This is a genomic window from Streptomyces spinosus (assembly GCF_020400655.1).
GTDB classification, from domain to species: domain Bacteria; phylum Actinomycetota; class Actinomycetes; order Streptomycetales; family Streptomycetaceae; genus Streptomyces; species Streptomyces argyrophylli.
The window spans coordinates 924,718-943,521 of sequence record NZ_JAINRC010000001.1; the positions used below are offsets into that span (position 1 = coordinate 924,718).

The 18,804-nt window shown below is 70.4% G+C and carries 11 protein-coding genes and 1 tRNA gene; 1 reads left to right on the top strand and 11 read right to left on the bottom strand.

What is annotated here, in order from left to right; genetic code table 11:
• Nucleotides 1-104: 104 nt before the first annotated feature.
• The 9 genes from LG395_RS03805 to LG395_RS03845 all read right to left on the bottom strand — a co-directional run bounded on the left by LG395_RS03805 (nt 105) and on the right by LG395_RS03845 (nt 14,622).
• Nucleotides 105-575 (bottom strand): Dps family protein, encoded by a 471-nt coding sequence (locus LG395_RS03805; RefSeq protein ID WP_225808433.1) that lies wholly within the window; start codon nt 573-575, stop codon nt 105-107.
• 209 nt (nt 576-784) lie between these two features.
• Complete coding sequence (locus LG395_RS03810) at nt 785-1,159, bottom strand: helix-turn-helix domain-containing protein (protein ID WP_014675397.1); 375 nt, start codon at nt 1,157-1,159, stop codon at nt 785-787.
• 109 nt (nt 1,160-1,268) lie between these two features.
• A complete protein-coding gene (locus LG395_RS03815; protein WP_225808434.1) occupies nt 1,269-1,814 on the bottom strand; it encodes a CinA family protein in 546 nt (181 codons plus the stop codon).
• On the bottom strand, nt 1,811-2,572 hold the full coding sequence (gene pgsA / locus LG395_RS03820) for a CDP-diacylglycerol--glycerol-3-phosphate 3-phosphatidyltransferase (RefSeq protein WP_225808435.1): 762 nt from the start codon (nt 2,570-2,572) through the stop codon (nt 1,811-1,813). The genes LG395_RS03815 and pgsA overlap by 4 nt, the downstream gene beginning before the upstream one ends.
• A complete protein-coding gene (gene rimO / locus LG395_RS03825) occupies nt 2,569-4,041 on the bottom strand; it encodes a 30S ribosomal protein S12 methylthiotransferase RimO (protein ID WP_225808436.1) in 1,473 nt (490 codons plus the stop codon). Before rimO ends, pgsA begins: the two co-directional genes overlap by 4 nt.
• A gap of 95 nt (nt 4,042-4,136) precedes the next feature.
• Nucleotides 4,137-4,979 carry a helix-turn-helix domain-containing protein gene (locus LG395_RS03830; protein ID WP_171152298.1) on the bottom strand — a complete coding sequence of 281 codons (843 nt, stop codon included), beginning with the start codon at nt 4,977-4,979 and terminating at the stop codon, nt 4,137-4,139.
• A 282-nt stretch (nt 4,980-5,261) separates the two neighbouring features.
• Nucleotides 5,262-8,030: a DNA translocase FtsK gene (locus LG395_RS03835; protein WP_225808437.1), complete on the bottom strand. Its 2,769-nt coding sequence runs from the start codon at nt 8,028-8,030 to the stop codon at nt 5,262-5,264.
• Nucleotides 8,031-8,187: 157 nt separating this feature from the next.
• Complete coding sequence (locus LG395_RS03840) at nt 8,188-8,868, bottom strand: response regulator (RefSeq protein ID WP_132792470.1); 681 nt, start codon at nt 8,866-8,868, stop codon at nt 8,188-8,190.
• Nucleotides 8,869-9,162: 294 nt separating this feature from the next.
• On the bottom strand, nt 9,163-14,622 hold the full coding sequence (locus LG395_RS03845; protein ID WP_171152299.1) for a HAMP domain-containing protein: 5,460 nt from the start codon (nt 14,620-14,622) through the stop codon (nt 9,163-9,165).
• Between the two features lie 409 nt (nt 14,623-15,031).
• Between LG395_RS03845 and LG395_RS03850 the strand changes: the two genes are divergently transcribed.
• On the top strand, nt 15,032-17,791 hold the full coding sequence (locus LG395_RS03850; protein WP_171152300.1) for a SpoIIE family protein phosphatase: 2,760 nt from the start codon (nt 15,032-15,034) through the stop codon (nt 17,789-17,791).
• 48 nt (nt 17,792-17,839) lie between these two features.
• Here the strand turns inward: LG395_RS03850 and LG395_RS03855 are convergent.
• Both LG395_RS03855 and LG395_RS03860 read right to left on the bottom strand, forming a co-directional pair.
• Nucleotides 17,840-17,912 (bottom strand) — tRNA-Thr (locus LG395_RS03855).
• 84 nt (nt 17,913-17,996) lie between these two features.
• Nucleotides 17,997-18,659, bottom strand: coding sequence for a DegT/DnrJ/EryC1/StrS family aminotransferase (locus LG395_RS03860; RefSeq protein WP_225808462.1), 663 nt, complete (start codon nt 18,657-18,659; stop codon nt 17,997-17,999).
• Between the last annotated feature and the right edge of the window lie 145 nt (nt 18,660-18,804).

Genomic DNA, 18,804 nt, shown 5'->3' on the forward strand with positions numbered 1-18,804 from the left:
CGAGGGCGCACCGAGGGCTCACCGGTGCAGCGCCGGGAGGCGTCCAGCCCGCCCGGCGCTCACAGCGGTTCTCCCGAACGGGGTTCCGGCCCCGGCCACACCGCTTACGCGTTCTCCGCCTGGAACATCCAGTGGTGTTTCTCCAGGTCCGCGGTGATGCCTATGAACATGTCCTGGGAGACCGGGTCGGGCTCCCCGGTCGCCTCCACCCGCTCCCGCATCCGGATGATCACCGAGCCCAGGGCGTCCACCATCGCCCCGACCGCGTCCGTGTCCTTGATCCACCCGGCCGGGGTGGTCTTGATGCCGCTCCCGGCGGCCACCGTGCCGGCGCGGCCGTCGGGCGGTACGCCCAGCGCCGAGGCCCGCTCGGCCACCGAGTCCATGTGGGTGCGGGCGGAGTCGACCACCTCGTCCAGCTGGAGGTGGACGGAGCGGAAGCGGGGGCCGACGACGTTCCAGTGGATCTGCTTGGCGACCAGGGAGAGGTCCACCAGATCGACGAGGGCGCCCTGGAGCGCCCCGGACACGGTCTTCAGGTCCCCTTCGGCCAACGGGCTCTTCACGACGTACATCCGCTTCCTCCGGTGTTCAGGCGCCGTCACGTCCCTCCCACGATGACCGCACCCCACAGCACCGGCAAACGGGCGCACACCGGGCGAAGAGCGCGAAAAGCCCCGGCCGGCTCCCCAGGTCTCCCTGGAGCAGCCGGCCGGGGCTCAAGCCGTATAGGACGGTGGTGGATCGTCACTCGTCCCGGACCGTCAGACCGCGCGCACGAACCTCACGCGGCGACGACGTCCACCGCTTCCGCGGGCGCCTTGATGGTCACCCGTTCCGGTGGCACGCCGGTCACCGAGACGGAACCCAGCATCGGCCGGACCGGTGTGGGCACGGGCTCGGTGGCCCGGGCGGACTGGGCCAGTTCGGCGAGCGCCAGTTCGTCGCTCACCTCTCGCATCAGTTCCGACATCCGTACGTCCAGCGCGTCGCAGATGGCGGCGAGCAGTTCGGAGGAAGCCTCCTTCTGCCCCCGCTCCACCTCGGAGAGATAGCCGAGTGAGACTCGGGCGGACGAGGAGACTTCGCGCAGAGTACGGCCCTGGCGTTGGCGCTGCCGACGCAGCACGTCACCCAGCAGGCGACGGAGCAGAATCATCGGTGGCTCCCTCCTCGGACCGCGTAGCCGCATCCTTCTCGCCCCACCGTACCGCCTTGCGCCGCGGCCGTGCGGGGAGCGATGTCGTGTTCACTCAGGGCTGCAAACATCAAAACCCCCCGTTCCGTTCCGTATCCTGTGCCCGCTCATTCCCAGTCTGTTCGCCCGCCAGCTGCTCCAGGAGCACTGCGAGTACGCTCCGTACACTCTCCATACGAATTTCCGCACGGCTGCCGTTCAACCTCAGGCCCTCGACTTTTCCGCCACCGGCAGAACCGGACCGGCCGCCGAGAGGGCCGTCGACGGCCACGAAGACCGTCCCGACGGGCTTGCCGTCCTGCGGATCGGGGCCGGCGACCCCGGTGGTCGCGATGCCCCAGTCGGCGCCCAGTGCCTTGCGGACTCCGACCGCCATCTGGCCCGCGACCTGCGGATCCACCGCTCCGCACTCGGCCAGCAGGGTGGCGTCGACACCCAGCAGCTCATGCTTCAGTTCGGTGGCGTACGCGGTGATCGAGCCCCGGAACACCCGGGACGCGCCGGGTACCCCGGTGATCTCCGCGGCTACCAGGCCACCGGTCAGCGACTCCGCGACGGCGAGGGTCTCGCCCCTCACGGTCAGTAGTCGCACCAGTTCGGTGGCCGGGGAACTCACGCTTCCTCCTCCTCCAACGCTGCCGCGCGCTCGGCGATTCCCCGCCGGCGCAGCACAATGGCTTGTCTTACGTAGTCGAGGCCCGTGACGACGGTGAGGACGACCGCCGCGGCCATCACCCAGAAGCGCAGGCTGGCGAGCCACCCGGTGAGGGCCAGGACGTACATCCCGACGGCCACGCCCTGGGTGAGCGTCTTCAGCTTGCCGCCCCTGCTGGCGGGGATCACACCGTAGCGAATGACCAGGAAACGCAGCAGGGTGATGCCGAGTTCCCGGCCGAGGATCACGGCCGTCACCCACCACGGCAGATCGCCGAGGGCGGACAGACAGATGAGCGCCGCACCCATGATCGCCTTGTCGGCGATGGGGTCGGCGATCTTCCCGAAGTCGGTGACCAGGTTGTAGGTGCGCGCCAGGTGCCCGTCGAACAGGTCGGTGATCATGGCGATGGCGAAGGCCGCCCAGGCCAGGGAGCGCCAGGCCGGGTCGTAGCCGCCGTCGGCCAGCATCAGTGCCACGAAGCCCGGCACCAGGACGAGGCGGAGCATCGTCAGCAGATTGGCGACGTTCCAGACGCTCGCCTGGTTGACGGCCGCGGCCGCGATCTTCGCGCCGCGCGGGGACCTGCCGCTCTCGGGAGCCGTGGCCGGACCCGAAACAGAACCGGAGACCTCGGACGGGTTTCCGCCGTCGGCAGCGGCGGCAGAGCCCTGCGCGCCGGAGGAGCCGCCCGCGGCGGATGCCGGGACTCCGGTCATCTGCCCGCCTCCTCACTACACGCGAGCGAGCCGGCCAGCGGCTCGGCCACCAGGTCGACACCCTCGGTGCCCACCACCTTCGCCTCGACCATACGTCCGACGCTCAGGCCCGCGCCGCTCGTGAGGAGCACCTGGCCGTCGGTCTCCGGCGCCTGGTGCGCGCCGCGGCCGTAGACGCCCTCCTCCTCGTCCACGGACTCCACCAGGACCTGGACGGTCTCGCCGACGCGTTCCTCGGCACGCTGCGAGACGAGTTCCTCGGCGAGCCGGGAGATGTGGGCCAGGCGCTCGGCGACGACGTCCTCGTCCAGCTTGTTCTCGTACGTCGCCGCTTCCGTGCCCTCCTCGTCCGAGTAGCCGAAGACACCGATGGCGTCCAGCCGGGCGCCGTTCAGGAACCGCTCCAGTTCGGCGAGGTCGGACTCGGACTCGCCGGGGAAGCCGACGATGAAGTTGGAGCGCACACCGGCCTGGGGTGCCTTGCTCCGGATGGTGTCGAGCAGTTCCAGGAAGCGGTCGGTGTCGCCGAAGCGGCGCATGGCGCGCAGCACACCGGGCGCGGAGTGCTGGAAGGACAGGTCGAAGTACGGGGCGACCTTGGGGGTGGAGGTCAGGACGTCGACGAGTCCCGGGCGCATCTCGGCCGGCTGGAGGTAGCTCACCCGGACCCGCTCGATGCCGTCGACCTCCGCCAGCTCCGGCAGCAGGGACTCCAGCAGGCGGATGTCGCCGAGGTCCTTGCCGTAGGAGGTGTTGTTCTCGGAGACCAGCATGATCTCCTTCACGCCCTGCTCGGCCAGCCAGCGGGTCTCGTTCAGGACGTCGCTGGGGCGGCGGGAGATGAAGGAGCCGCGGAAGGAGGGGATGGCGCAGAAGGAGCAGCGCCGGTCGCAGCCCGAGGCGAGCTTGACCGAGGCGACCGGGGAGCCGTCGAGACGGCGGCGCAGCGGCGCACGGGGGCCCGAGGCGGGCGCGACGCCCTCCGGGAGGTCGGCCGGGCCGTGTCCGGGCAGCGCGACGGACGCTGCCGACTCCTGGCGCTCGGCGGGGCTGATCGGCAGCAGCTTGCGCCGGTCACGGGGGGTGTGGGCGGCGTGGATGCCGCCGGAGAGGATGGTCTGCAGGCGGTCCGAGATGTTCGTGTAGTCGTCGAAGCCGAGGACGCCGTCGGCCTCGGGCAGCGCCTCGGCCAGTTCCTTGCCGTACCGCTCGGCCATGCAGCCCACCGCCACGACGGCCTGGGTTCTGCCGTGGCCCTTGAGGTCGTTGGCCTCGAGCAGCGCGTCGACGGAGTCCTTCTTGGCGGCTTCCACGAAGCCACAGGTGTTGACCACGGCGACGTCGGCGTCCGCGGCGTCCTCGACGAGCTGCCAGCCGTCCGCCTCCAAACGGCCTGCGAGCTCCTCGGAATCCACCTCGTTACGAGCGCAGCCGAGAGTGACGAGTGCGACGGTACGGCGTTCAGGCATGGGCTCAAGACTACTTTGTCTCACTGACGGCCCACGTCGACGGGGTTGGCCGATTGTGGCCGACTCCGTCACACATCCGTCCCGCGGGCCGTTCGTCAGCCCGCGACCGGGTCGCCCTTCGTGTAGGTGAGGCGCTCCACCGCGCCCTGCCGGAAGGTGTCCTCGATCTTCTTGCCGTTGACGTACAGCTCGATCGCGCCGGCGTCGCCGAGGATCAGATTGATCTTGGTGCTGTCCTGGAAGGTCTTGGACTCGCCCTTCTTCAGCAGCCCGTCGTAGAGCATCCGGCCGTTGTGGTCCTTGGCCGAGATCCAGCTGCGTCCGTTGGGCGCGCTGACCTGGACGGTGACCTTGTCCTGCGGGGCGGCGGCGATGGCGCTGTCGGAGGGCTCGCCGGTCGGTGCGGCCGGCGTCGCCTTCTTCGGCGTGGGTGCGGCGGACTCGCGAGGCGTGGGCGTCGCGCCCTCGGCGGCCTGCGCCTTCGCGTCACCGGAGGATCCGCCGCCCTTGAACGCGGTGAACCCGACGAACCCGATCACGACGACGATCGCGGCGACCATCGCGGCGGTCCAGTTCGGGCCGCGCCGCTCGGGCCGGATCCGCTCCGCCTCGAACAGGGGTGCGGCGGGGGTGGGCGCGGGCCGGCCGCCGTGCTCGGCGTCGTACTGGGCGATCAGCGGCTCGGGGTCGAGGTGGACGGCCCTGGCCAGGGTGCGGATGTGGCCACGGGCGTACACGTCGCCGCCACAGGGGGCGAAGTCGTCCGCCTCGATGGCGCGCACGATGGCGATTCGGACACGAGTGGCACTGCTGACGTCGTCCACGGTGAGCCTGGCCTCGATCCGCGCCTGCTGCAGCGCGCGGCCCACGGAGGGTCGGGCTTCCTGGGACTCGTCTCGGAACGGACGCTCGTCTTCAGGGGAGTTGCCGATGGACACGGGGGCGCCTTTCGAGCGTGTAGCCACCTGTGCTGGAAGCTCAGTCTAGGGGGGTACGAAAGGGTGGGACAGCCGGACGGTAGGACATTTGTGCGCCATCGGGATGGCCGGACAATCCGATGGTTTGACAGGCTGGTACCCCATGATGGGGCGACTACCTGTCCTTTCGCTCAACTGGACGTACGACAAAGGGAAACGGTTGCCCGCCGTTCGCTAACGGGTGGGTCACGGCGATCGAGCCACCCGGCGTGCTCCCGTGTCCGCCGAACGGCCCGTCGCGCCTCACCCCTCCGACTCCCCGCGGAGCACGGCGAGCACGCCGTCCAGCTCGTCGGGTTTCACCAGGACGTCACGTGCCTTGGAGCCCTCGCTCGGCCCCACGATGTTGCGGGACTCCATCAGGTCCATGAGCCGTCCGGCCTTGGCGAAGCCGACGCGCAGTTTGCGCTGGAGCATGGACGTCGAGCCGAACTGGGTGGAGACGACCAGTTCGGCCGCCTGGCACAGCAGGTCGAGGTCGTCGCCGATGTCCTCGTCGATCTCCTTCTTCTGCTTGCCGCCCACGGTGACGTCGTCCCGGAAGACGGGCGCCATCTGCTCCTTGCAGTGCCGGACGACGGCCGCGACCTCCTCCTCGGTCACGAAGGCGCCCTGCATGCGCGTGGGCTTGTTCGCGCCCATCGGCAGGAACAGGCCGTCGCCCTTGCCGATCAGCTTCTCGGCGCCGGGCTGGTCGAGGATGACCCGGGAGTCGGCCAGCGAGGAGGTGGCGAAGGCGAGCCGGGAGGGCACGTTGGCCTTGATCAGGCCGGTGACCACGTCGACCGAGGGGCGCTGGGTGGCGAGCACGAGGTGGATGCCGGCCGCGCGCGCGAGCTGCGTGATGCGCACGATCGCGTCCTCCACGTCCCGCGGCGCGACCATCATGAGGTCGGCCAGCTCGTCCACGATCACCAGCAGGTACGGGTACGGCTGCAGCTCGCGCTCGCTGCCCTCGGGCGGCTTGGCCCTGCCCTCGCGCACCGCGCGGTTGAAGTCGTCGATGTGCCGGTACCCGTAGGCGGCCAGGTCGTCGTACCGGAGGTCCATCTCGCGTACCACCCACTGCAGCGCCTCGGCGGCCCGCTTGGGGTTGGTGATGATCGGCGTGATCAGGTGCGGGATGCCCTCGTAGGCGGTCAGCTCCACGCGCTTGGGGTCGACCAGGATCATCCGGACGTCCTCCGGGGTCGCCCGCATCATGACCGAGGTGATCAGGCAGTTGATGCAGGACGACTTGCCGGAGCCGGTGGCGCCGGCGACCAGCATGTGCGGCATCTTCGCCAGCGAGTGCATGACGTACCCGCCCTCGACGTCCTTGCCGAAGGCGACCAGCATCGGGTCGTCGTCCTCCGCCGACTCCGCGAGGCGCAGCACGTCACCGAGGTTGACCATCTCCCGGTCGGTGTTCGGGATCTCGATGCCGACCGCGGACTTTCCGGGGATCGGGCTGATGATCCGCACGTCCGGACTGGCCACCGCGTACGCGATGTTCTTGGTCAGCGCGGTGATCCGCTCCACCTTCACGGCGGGGCCGAGTTCGATCTCGTAGCGGGTGACCGTCGGGCCGCGGGTGAAGCCGGTGACGCGCGCGTCGACCTTGAACTCGGTGAAGACCTGGGTGAGCGAGGCGACGACGGCGTCGTTGGCCGCGCTGCGCGCCTTGCCGGGGCCGCCGCGCTGGAGCAGGTCCAGGGAGGGCAGCGCGTAGGTGATGTCGCCGGACAGCTGGAGCTGTTCCGCGCGCGCAGGCAGTTCGCGGGGTTCCTCGGGCGCCTTCTTGGTCAGGTCCGGGACGGAGCCGGTCGCCGGCCGGTGCTGCTCGGGGCGGGCCGCCGGGACCGGCCTCGGTGCGGGAGCGGGAGCCGGTTCCTCGGCAGGAGCCGGTTCCTCGGCGGGCGCCGGCGCGGGCACCGGGGTGGTGTCCTCGCGCTCGCCCGCGCTCACTCCCTGGGTGAGGTCGGCGACGAGCGGGGACGGCGGCATGCCGTGCTGGACGGCGCCGTCGAGCGCGGCGGCGGCCGCCGCAGCGACGTCCACGGCGTCCATCCTGCGCTGCGGGTCCGGCTGTGGCACCGCGGAACGCCTGGGACGCCCGCGGCGCTGCGAGAGGGCCTCTTCCTCGGCGCCCTCGGGGTCGTACGCGCGGGGGGCGGCGGAACGTCGGCGGGGGCGCGCGGGCGTCGCCTCGCGCCACTCGTCGTCGTAGTACTCCTCCCCGTACCGGTCCTCCTCCGGGTCGCGCAGCACGCCCAGGTGCACCCCGAGCGTCCGCAGCCGCTGCGGGATGGCGTTGACCGGGGTGGCGGTCACCACGAGCAGCCCGAAGACGGTCAGCAGCACCAGCAGCGGTACGGCGAGCACCTCGGTCATGGTGTACGTCAGCGGGGTGGCCGCCGCCCAGCCGATGAGGCCGCCGGCGTCCCTTATGCCCTGCATGCCGTCGCTGCGCGCGGGCGAGCCGCAGGCGATGTGGACCTGGCCGAGCACGCCGACGACGAGGGCGGACAGGCCGATCACGATCCGCCCGTTGGCCTCCGGCTGTTCCGGGTGCCGGATGAACCGTACGGCGATCACCGCGAGCAGTATCGGCACCAGCAGGTCGAGCCGGCCGAAGGCACCCGTGACCAGGATCTCGACCAGATCGCCGACGGGGCCGCGCAGGTCCGCCCAGGTGCCGGCGGCGACGATCAGGGCGATGCCGAGCAGCAGCAGCGCGATGCCGTCCTTGCGGTGGGCCGGGTCGAGGTTCTTCGCGCCCTGCCCTATGCCGCGGAAGACGGCGCCGACGGCGTGCGCCAGGCCGAGCCAGAGGGCGCGCACGATCCGGTACACGCCCCCGGTCGGGCCGGGCGCCGGCCTGGCGGGCGCGGCCTTCCTCGCCGGGACCTTCCTGGCGGGAGCCTTCTTGGCCGGGGGTTTCCTCGGGGCGGCCTTCTTCGCCGGAGCCTTCGCGGGAGCCGCCGCCTTCTTGGCGGGCTGCTTCTTGGCTGCGGAGGGACGTGAGGCCATGGTGTGAGGTTACCGGGGGAGACGACAGCGGACACGTGTGCCCACAGCTTCACCCGTTCGTGTCGTGCCTGCCGGGGCCTGGAACTGACGCACACTCATCCGGCATCCCGGCCCCGGTGTACGCCGGTTCCGCCCGTGCGCCGGTCCCGCCTGGCCGTCAGTTCTGCGAGGGCACCGAGGCGCCGGCGCCGCCCGCGCCCGGCTCCAGGGCGTCGAGCGCACGGCGCAACCCGGTGAGCTTGCGCTCCAGATGGGCCGCCGTGGCCACCGCGGCCGCGTCCGCGGAGTCGTCGTCCAGTTGCTTGGACAGCGCCTCCGCCTGCTCCTCCACGGCCGCGAGCCGCGCGGACAGCTCGGCGAGGAGCCCGGCCGGCTCCTTGCCGGCGGCTCCGCCCTTGCCACCGCCCTCCAACTGGAGCCGCAGCAGCGCCGCCTGCTCGCGCAGCTGACAGTTCTTCATGTACAGCTCGACGAAGACCGAGACCTTCGCGCGCAGCACCCACGGGTCGAACGGCTTGCTGATGTAGTCCACCGCGCCCGCCGCGTAGCCCCGGAAGGTGTGGTGCGGGCCGTGGTTGATCGCCGTGAGGAAGATGATCGGGATGTCCCGGGTCCGCTCGCGCCGCTTGATGTGCGCGGCGGTCTCGAACCCGTCCATGCCCGGCATCTGGACGTCCAGCAGAATGACCGCGAAGTCGTCCGTGAGCAGTGCTTTGAGCGCTTCCTCCCCGCTCGATGCCCGCACCAGCGTCTGATCGAGCGCAGAGAGGATGGCCTCCAGCGCCAGCAGATTCTCCGGCCGGTCATCGACCAGGAGGATCTTGGCCTTCTGCACCATGGCCCGCCCTCCTCGCCCCGGCGGTACACCGGGCGCCGCCCCAGGGGACGACTCCCTTTCGCCGCCCGTCCTTGTGCCGGTCATCGTAGCCGCACCCCGCCTGTCGACACACCCTGTCACCGCGATGTCACTGTGCACACAGCGGAAACGCGGCGCGACCCCGGATGGTTCCCGGAATCCTGGACTCCGCCGCGTACCCGCTCTTCATCATGCAGCACCGCACCGCCTCCGCCGGAGCTTCCCCCGGCGTTCACCGCACACCCGTCCGATCCGTTCACCATGGTCACCCCGCGGTCACTCCGCGGTCATCCACTGACGCATCACGGACAGCAGGTGATCGGGATCGACCGGCTTGGTGACATAGTCGGACGCGCCCGACTCGATCGCCTTCTCCCGGTCGCCCTTCATCGCCTTCGCGGTCAGCGCGATGATCGGCAGCCCCGCGAACTGCGGCATCCTGCGGATCGCCGTGGTCGTCGCGTACCCGTCCATCTCCGGCATCATGATGTCCATCAGGACGACCGCCACGTCGTCGTGCTGCTCCAGCACCTCGATGCCCTCACGGCCGTTCTCCGCGTACAGCACCGACAGGCCGTGCTGCTCCAGGACGCTGGTCAGCGCGAACACGTTGCGGATGTCGTCGTCGACGATCAGCACCTTCTCGCCGCCGAACCGCACCGCGCGGCCCTGCTGCGGAGCGCGCTCCTGCTCCGGAACCGCCGTCCACTGCTCGGACCGCTGCCCGCCCTCCGGCAGGCTCCGCCGCCGGCGCCTGAACAGGGCGGCGGCGCCGTTCTGCGTCTCCTGGTACGACTTCACCTCGGCCGGCGTCTCGATCTCCACCGCGGACAGCTCCGAGGACAGGTGCGCCTCGGAGGCCACCAGATCGCCCGCCTCCAGCGCGGGCACGGACTGCTGGTAGCCCTGCGGCGGCAGTTCGCTCGGGTGCAGCGGCAGGTAGAGCGTGAACGTCGAGCCGCGGCCCGGTTCGCTCTGCGCGTGGATCTCGCCGCCGAGCAGCTGCGCGATCTCCCGCGAGATCGACAGGCCGAGGCCGGTGCCGCCGTACTTGCGGCTGGTGGTGCCGTCCGCCTGCTTGAACGCCTCGAAGATCACCCGCATCTTGCTGGCCGCGATGCCGATACCGGTGTCGGTCACCGAGAACGCGATCAGCTCGCCGCCCGGATCGCGCAGCGAACCGGCCTCCAGCAGCTGCTCCCGGATGGACTGCGGCACGTTCGCGCCGGCGGGCCGGATCACCAGCTCCACCGACCCCGAGTCGGTGAACTTCACCGCGTTGGACAGCAGGTTGCGCAGCACCTGCAGCAGCCGCTGCTCGTCGGTGTGCAAGGTGGCCGGAAGCTCCGGGGAGACCCGCACGGACAGGTCCAGGCCCTTCTCCGCGGTCAGCGGCCGGAAGGTGGCCTCCACGTAGTCCACCAGCTGGACGAGCGCGATCCGCGTCGGCGAGACGTCCATCTTGCCCGCCTCGACCTTCGACAGGTCGAGGATGTCGTTGATCAGCTGGAGCAGATCGGAGCCGGCGCCGTGGATGGTCTCGGCGAACTCGACCTGCTTGGGCGAGAGGTTGCCCTCGGCGTTGTCGGCGAGCAGCTTCGCCAGGATCAGCAGCGAGTTGAGCGGGGTGCGCAGCTCGTGGGACATGTTGGCGAGGAACTCGCTCTTGTAGCGCATCGACACCGCGAGTTGCTCGGCACGCTCCTCCAGGACCTGCCGGGCCTCCTCGATCTCGGTGTTCTTCACCTCGATGTCCCGGTTCTGACGGGCCAGCAGCTCGGCCTTCTCCTCCAGTTCGGCGTTGGACGCCTGGAGCGCCTTCTGCCGGTTCTCCAGCTCGGCCGACCGCTCCCGCAGCTGCTCGGTCAGCTCCTGCGACTGCTTGAGCAGCTGTTCGGTCTTGGTGTTGACCGAGATCGTGTTGACGCTGGTCGCGATCATCTCGGCGATCTGGTTGAGGAAGTCCTTCTGGATCTGCGTGAACGGTGTGAAGGACGCCAGCTCGATCACGCCGAGCACCTTGCCCTCGAACAGCACCGGCAACACGATGACCTGCGCGGGCGGCGCCTCGCCGAGCCCCGAGGAGATCTTCAGGTAGCCGCTCGGCGCGTCCGACACCAGGATCGTGCGCTTCTCCTGCGCGGCGGTGCCGACCAGCGCCTCACCGGGCCGGAACGACGTCGGCATGGAGCCCATCGAGTAGCCGTACGAGCCGAGCATCCGCAGCTCGTAGTCGTCCCCGCCGTTGCCGACGCCCTTGCCCTCCATGAGCGGCATCGCCACGAAGAACGCGCCGTGCTGCGCGGACACCACCGGCGTCAGCTCGCTCATGATCAGCGAGGCCACGTCCTCCAGGTCCCGGCGGCCCTGCATGAGGGCCGAGATCCGGGCCAGGTTGCCCTTGAGCCAGTCCTGCTCCTTGTTGGCGATCGTGGTGTCGCGCAGGTTGGCGATCATCTTGTTGATGTAGTCCTGGAGCTCCTGGATCTCGCCGGACGCGTCCACGTCGATCTTCAGGTTCAGGTCGCCGCGGGTCACCGCGGTCGCCACGCGCGCGATGGCGCGCACCTGCCGGGTCAGGTTCCCGGCCATCTCGTTCACCGACTCGGTGAGGTCCCGCCACGTGCCGTCGACGTCCCGCACGCGTGCCTGACCGCCGAGCTGGCCCTCCGTACCCACCTCGCGGGCCACGCGCGTGACCTCTTCGGCGAAGCTGGAGAGCTGGTCGACCATCGTGTTGATCGTCGTCTTCAGCTCGAGGATCTCACCGCGCGCGTCGATGTCGATCTTCTTCGTCAGGTCGCCCTTGGCGATGGCCGTGGTGACCATGGCGATGTTGCGCACCTGACCGGTCAGGTTGGACGCCATCTGGTTCACCGACTCGGTGAGGTCCTTCCAGGTGCCGGCCACGCCCGGCACGTGCGCCTGGCCGCCCAGGATGCCGTCCGTGCCCACCTCACGGGCCACCTTGGTGACCTGGTCGGCGAACGAACTCAGCGTCTTCACCATGGTGTTGATGGTGTCGGCGAGCTGCGCGACCTCACCGCGCGCCTCGATCGTCACCTGCCGCGTCAGGTCACCGTTGGCGACGGCCGCGGCCACCTGGGAGATGTTCCGCACCTGCATGGTCAGGTTGTTGGCCATCAGGTTGACGTTGTTGCTCAGGTCCTTCCAGATGCCCGTGACGCCCGGTACGTGCGCCTGGCCGCCCAGGATGCCCTCGGTGCCCACCTCACGGGCCACCCGGGTCACCTGCTCGGCGAAGCTGGAGAGCTGGTCGACCATCGTGTTGACCGTCGTGACCAGCTCGAGGATCTCGCCCTTCGCGTCCACCGTGATCTTCTTCGACAGGTCGCCCTTCGCGACCGCCGTCGTCACCTCGGCGATGTTGCGCACCTGGATCGTCAGGTTGTTCGCCATGAAGTTCACGGACTGCGTGAGGTCCTTCCAGGTGCCGGAGACACCCTGCACCTCGGCCTGGCCGCCGAGCATGCCCTCCGTACCCACCTCCCGGGCCACGCGCGTGACCTCCTGGGCGAACGACGACAGCTGGTCGACCATCGTGTTCAGGGTGTTCTTCAGCTCCAGGATCTCCCCGCGCGCGTCCACGGTGATCTTCTGGGACAGGTCACCGCGCGCCACGGCGGTGGCGACCTGCGCGATGTTGCGCACCTGGGCCGTGAGGTTGCCGGCCATGCCGTTCACGGAGTCGGTCAGGTCCCGCCACACACCGGCCACACCGGGCACCTGCGCCTGCCCGCCCAGGCGGCCCTCCGTCCCCACGTCCCGCGCCACCCGGGTCACCTGGTCGGCGAAGGCGGACAGCTGGTCGACCATCGTGTTGATCGTGTTCTTCAGCTCGAGGATCTCGCCGCGTGCGTCGACATCGATCTTCTGCGACAGGTCACCGCGCGCCACGGCCGTCGTCACCTGGGCGATCTGCCGCACCTGGGACGTCAGGTTCCCGGCCATGAAGTTGACGGAGTCCGTCAGCTCCTTCCAGGTACCCGAGACGCCGTCCACCCGGGCCTGACCGCCCAGCCGGCCCTCCGTACCCACGTCCCGGGCCATCCGCGTGACCTGGTCGGCGAAGCTCGACAGCTGGTCCACCATCGTGTTCACGGTGTTCTTCAGCTGGAGCATCTCACCGGAGACGTCCACGGTGACCTTCTGCGACAGGTCGCCGTTGGCAACCGCCGTGGTCACCTGGGCGATGTTGCGCACCTGCCCGGTGAGGTTGCGGAAGGCGGTGTTGACGGAGTCCGTCAGGTCCTTCCAGGTACCGGCAGCCCCCGGCACCTGCGCCTGGCCGCCCAGCTCACCCTCGACACCGATCTCCCGCGCGACCCGCGTCACCTCGGCACCGAACGCCGACAGCTGGTCCACCATGCCGTTGACGGTGTTCTTCAGCTCCAGCATCTCGCCCGCCACGTCGACGGTGACCTTCTGCGACAGGTCACCGCTGGCCACCGCGGTCGTCACCGCCGCGATGTCCCGCACCTGCGTGGTCAGGTTCCGGAACACCGTGTTGACGGAGTCCGTCAGGTCCTTCCACGTACCCGCCGCGCCCGGCACGTTCGCCTGCCCGCCGAGCCGCCCCTCCGCGCCGACCTCGTTCGCCACCCGGGTGACCTCGTCCGCGAAGATCCTCAGCGTCTCGGTCATCTGGTTGATCGTCTCGGCGAGCTGCGCCACCTCGCCGCGCGCCGGAACCGTCACCTTCTGCGACAGATCACCGTTGGCCACCGCGGTCGTCACCTGGGAGATCCCGCGCACCTGCGCGGTCAGGTTGCCCGCCATGGTGTTGACGGAGTCCGTCAGCTCCTTCCACACCCCGGCCACCTCGGGCACCTGCGCCCGGCCGCCCAGGATGCCCTCCGTGCCCACCTCCCGGGCCACCCGCGTCACCTCGGAGGAGAACGCCGAGAGCTGGTCCACCATCGTGTTGACGGTGTTCTTCAGCTCCAGCATCTCGCCGGCGACATGGACGGTGACCTTCCGGGACAGGTCACCCTTGGCCACCGCCGTGGTCACCAGGGCGATGTCCCGCACCTGGGCGGTCAGCCGGTCCGCCATGGTGTTGACGGACTCGGTCAGGTCCTTCCACGAACCGGACATACCGCGCACCCGGGCCTGGCCGCCGAGCTTGCCCTCGGTGCCGACCTCGCTGGCCACGCGCGTGACCTCGTCCGTGAACGTCGACAACTGGTCGACCAGGTTGTTGACGGTACGGCCGACCTTCAGGAACTCTCCCCGCAGCGGATGCCCCGTACCGCCGTCCGGCCCCTGCGTCCGCAGCTCCATCCGCGGCGACAGATCGCCCTCGGCGACCGCCGTGAGCACCCGGCCGACCTCCGAGACCGGCCGGACGAGGTCGTCCACCAGCGCGTTGGAGTTGTCGATGGCCGTCGCCCAGGAGCCCTCGCAGGCCCCCGTCTCCAGCCGCTCCGTGAGTTTTCCCTCACGCCCGACCATGCGCCGCACCCGCGACAGCTCACCGGTCAGGTGCAGGTTCCGGTCGGCCACCTCGTTGAAGACGGCCGCGATCTCCGACATCACGCCGTCCCCGGAGACCGTGAGCCGCTTGCGGAAGTTCCCGTCGCGCATCGACACGAGAGCCGCCAGCAGCCGGTTCAGGGCAGCCGTGTCCACCGTGGTGGTGCCGCCGCTCCTGCCCAGGGACGATTCGCCTTTCGCGCGCGTCCTCGTGCCTCGCGTCGCCGCGCCAGACTCCACTGTGTCCCTCCCGGAGGGGTAGACCGTTACTGCTGTACTCGGCCGCTTCGGCCCGGCCTGCCGGTCGTCGGCCTGCCGGTCACTCCCGCGAACCGATCACTGCTGCGTTTCCTGCCAGACGAGATCCGGCCTCACCAAGGGCTGCTGCCCGCCGTACACGGAACACACGCAGCGCGACCCGACCTCCGTCAGAAGCCTGCCCAGTGTTTCACCCCGGCTGAACCAGGCCATAACAGTTCGGCAGCTTCGCACATCGTCCGCACACCCTGGGGGCGTAAACACCGGCGACCGGCATCCGCACGGACCGCGAAGGTAAGTAACCTTGCATGCGGCTGTCCAGCCGCACCGGTCCGACCGGTCTGGGCGGTGGCACGAGTACGAGCGGGCATCGGAGGGGCGGCCGGACACCATGACCACCGGACTGATCCCCGGGGCACAGCCCCCGGAGCCACAGCCGACGGGCGAGCTGATGCCGCAGCAGCGGAGCGAGCCGGCCGGCCACGCAGCCCTGCATGTCGACAACCGGCCGAGGAGTTCTGTGATCACCGCGCGCGCGGCTGCCAGTTTCGAGCCCGTCGGACGATCGGTCGCCACCGCCCGGTCCTTCGTCCGCGACACCCTCCAGGGATGGGGGTTCGCCGACATCGTCGACGACGCGGTCGTCCTCACCAGCGAGCTGGTGACCAACGCCGTCGTCCACGCGGGCACCCACGCGGAGGTGCTGTGCCTGCGCACCGAGGACGGCGTACGCGTCGAGGTCTCCGACCGCTACCCGGAGCGCGAGGTCCCCCTCCAGAGCTCCGCCGTCGCCATGAGCAGCCCCGACCGCGAGGGCGGCCGCGGCCTCCAGCTCTGCGCGGCCCTGGCCACCCGCTGGGGCGTGGACTACACCCCCACCCACAAGAACGTCTGGTTCCAGCTCGACCTGCCCGAACGCCCCGTAGGCACCCGCACCGCCGGCCCGGCCCTGCCCGCCGACCTCCTGCCGATGGCCGACGGCCGCGTCCGCGTCGCCGTCCTCCAGGTCGACCGCAAGGGCGGCATCAGCGCCTGGAACGAGGACGCCGAGGAACTGTTCGGCTACCCGGCGTCCGACGTCGTCGGCAAACCCCTCACCGACCTTGCCGCCTGGCCGCACACCCCCGGCACCGGCACCGGCATCGCCGAGGCCCTGCGGCTCTCCCGCTGGGAGGGCACCTACGGCATCCGCGGCGCCGACGGCCGCGTGGCCCAGGTCTACGCCTCCCACCTCAGGGTCCGCGACACCGGAGGCGAACCCTCCACCGTCTGCCTCCTCGTCCGCGACCACGAGCGCGCCGTCCTGCAGACCCCCTCCCGCGTCCAGGCAGCCGACCCCGCCCCGTCCGCCGACGGGCAGAGCACCGACCCCTTCGAGATGTTCATCGGCTCCCCCGCCCCGGACGACCTCGACGGCCTCCTCCAGCGCACGGTGGAACGCGCCCGCGACATGCTCGACGGCGACTCCGCGTTCCTGCTGCTCGCCACCGACGACGAGACGGAACTGGAGGTCCGCGCCTCCACCGGCCTGCCCTCCGCCCGCCAGCGCTTCGCGCGCGTGCCCGTCGAAGCGGGCCCCGGACGCTACGGGTCCGCCCGCATGCCCGCCGTCCACGACGACCTCGTCGCCGTCCCCGGGGCCGTACCGCTGCTCGCCGGAACCGGCATGCGCTCCGTCGTCACCGTCCCGCTCAAGGTCGAGGGCCGCCTCACCGGCTCCCTCGGCGTCGCGGCGGAGGCACCCGGCCGGTACACCAACGAGGAGGCGCTGCGGCTGCAGTTCGCCGCCGACCGCATCGCCCTGGCCGTGGAGTCGGCCCGCCTCGGCGAACTGGAACGGCTGCGCCGCGGCTCCCTGAGCTTCCTCGTCGAGGCCTCCGACCTGCTGGCCGGCACCCTGGACCGCGACCAGACCCTCGCCCTGATGGCCCAGATGACCGTCCCGACGCTCGCCACCTGGTGCGCGGTCTACACGATCGCCGACCAGGCCTCCGAGCCGTACCTGTCGTACGTCCTGCACGAGGACGAGGAACTCATCGACGGCATCAAGTCACTGCTGTCGAAGGTCCCCCCGCCGGACCCGGTGCCGACCCCCGGCGCCCGTGTGTGGACGGCCCCCGGCGAGATCGCCCACAAGGCCGCCCTGCGCACCTCCATGCGCAGCCTGGGCCTGGCCGGCGGCCTCACGCACCAGGTCGCCTCCGGCATCGGCCCGACGCTGGCGACGGCCTCCGCGGTCGGCGGCGAGACGGTCGTCCTGCCGCTCGTCGCCCGCAACCGCGTCATCGGCATGCTGACCCTCGGCAAGCCCGCCGACGAGCACTTCCGCCAGGAGATCCTGGAACTCGCCGAGGACTTGAGCCGACGGGCCGCCCTCGCCCTCGACAACGCCCGTCTGTACTCCGAGCGCACGGCCATCAGCCAGTCCCTCCAGCGCAGCCTGCTCCCGCCGGGCCTGCCGCAGATCGACGGCGTCGAGGTCGAGGTGATCTACCGCGCGGCCGGCGAGGGCAACGAGGTCGGCGGTGACTTCTACGACCTCTTCCCCATCGGCGACGGCGCGTACGGCTTCGCCATCGGCGACGTCTGCGGTACGGGCCCCAACGCGGCGGCGGTGACCGGCCTGGCCCGGCACGCCCTGCGCCTGCTGGCGCGCGAGGGCCTGTCCGGCCCGGCCGTGCTGGAGCGCCTGAACTCCGCGATCCTCGACGAGGGCGACCGCAGCCGCTTCCTGACCCTCCTCTACGGCGAGTTGCGCCCGCAGGAGGACGGCAGCGCCGAGCTGAAGGTGGTCTGCGCCGGCCACCCGCTCCCGCTGCGCCTGCGCCAGGACGGCACGGTGACGGCCTCGGCCGAACCCCAGCCGCTGCTGGGCGTCATCGAGGACCTGGAGCTGTACGAGGAGACGGTCACCCTCGACCCGGGCGACGTGCTGCTCTGCGTCACGGACGGCGTCACCGAGCGCCGGGAGGGCACGCGCATGCTGGGCGACGACGGCCTGGCCGACGTCCTCACGACGTGCACGGGTCTGACGGCGGGCGCGGTCGCGGCGCGCATCATGCGCGCGGTAGAGCGTTTCGCCTCCGACGCCCCGTCCGACGACATGGCGATTCTGGCGATGCGGGTGCCGGGAATCCACAAGGAGGCGTGAGGAAACACGAAAAAGGCCCCACCCGGAAGGGTGGGGCCTTTTTGTCGGAGCCCCCAAACGGAATCGAACCGTTGACCTTCTCCTTACCATGGAGACGCTCTGCCGACTGAGCTATAGGGGCCTGTCATTTTCGAGGTTTCCCTCGCGGCGACGAAGAAACTGTACCCCGAGCAGGCCCGAGTTCCCAAATTCGTACGCTGCCCGGTCAGAAGGCGGGCTGAAGCAGACCGCCCAAGGAGTTGCAGGCGGACACCACGCGGTGCATCTCCCGCTTGGTGAGCGCGGCGTCCACGGGCAGCGCGAGCGTCACGTCGGCGGCCAGTTCGGTCTGCGGCAACGACACGCAGCGACGGAACTCCGGCAGCCGGTGCACGGGCGTCTTCACCGGCACCCGGCACTCGACTCCCTTGGCCCGCACGGCCCGTGCGAAGGCGTCCCGGTCGGGCCGGCCGTTCCCCGGCACCCGCACGACGTACTGCTGGTAGGTGTGCCCGTCCCCACCGTCCGGCGTCCGCACGCCCTTCAACTTGGCGTCGAGGTAAGCCGCCCGCTCTCTGCGCTGCGCTATCTCGTCGTACGGCGCCTCGGACTCGCCCTGCTCCAATATCAGCAGCCCGTGCCGCTGCCCGAGCGCGTGCAGTCGTCCGATGTCGGCCCGGCGCCCGAAGCGGTGCACCACAACCACCGCTGCGGTACGGGCGGTTACGGCCGCCTCGACCGCGTCGGGGTCGAGGCAGTACGTCACGGGATCTATGTCCGCGAACACCGGGAGCGCGCCCGCCAGGGTCACGGCCTCGGCGACCTCGACGTTCCCGAAGGCCGGTACGACGACCTCGTCACCGACTCCTACGCCGGCGGCCCTGAGCATTGCTGCAGTTCCCATGCCTGGGATGCTGGGCTCGCAACGTGAACGACACGTTAAGCACAACAGAAAAAGGCCGGACCCCGAACCGAAGTTCAGGATCCGACCTTTTCAAAATTTGTTCGGCGGCGTCCTACTCTCCCACAGGGTC

Coding starts and splice junctions, on each gene's coding strand:
- LG395_RS03805 (WP_225808433.1), bottom strand. CDS start 575: ATGTACGTCGTGAAGAGCCCGTTGGCCGAAGGGGACCTGAAGACCGTG.
- LG395_RS03810 (WP_014675397.1), bottom strand. CDS start 1,159: ATGATTCTGCTCCGTCGCCTGCTGGGTGACGTGCTGCGTCGGCAGCGC.
- pgsA (WP_225808435.1), bottom strand. CDS start 2,572: ATGACCGGAGTCCCGGCATCCGCCGCGGGCGGCTCCTCCGGCGCGCAG.
- rimO (WP_225808436.1), bottom strand. CDS start 4,041: ATGCCTGAACGCCGTACCGTCGCACTCGTCACTCTCGGCTGCGCTCGT.
- LG395_RS03835 (WP_225808437.1), bottom strand. CDS start 8,030: ATGGCCTCACGTCCCTCCGCAGCCAAGAAGCAGCCCGCCAAGAAGGCG.
- LG395_RS03840 (WP_132792470.1), bottom strand. CDS start 8,868: ATGGTGCAGAAGGCCAAGATCCTCCTGGTCGATGACCGGCCGGAGAAT.
- LG395_RS03850 (WP_171152300.1), top strand. CDS start 15,032: ATGACCACCGGACTGATCCCCGGGGCACAGCCCCCGGAGCCACAGCCG.
- LG395_RS03860 (WP_225808462.1), bottom strand. CDS start 18,659: ATGCTCAGGGCCGCCGGCGTAGGAGTCGGTGACGAGGTCGTCGTACCG.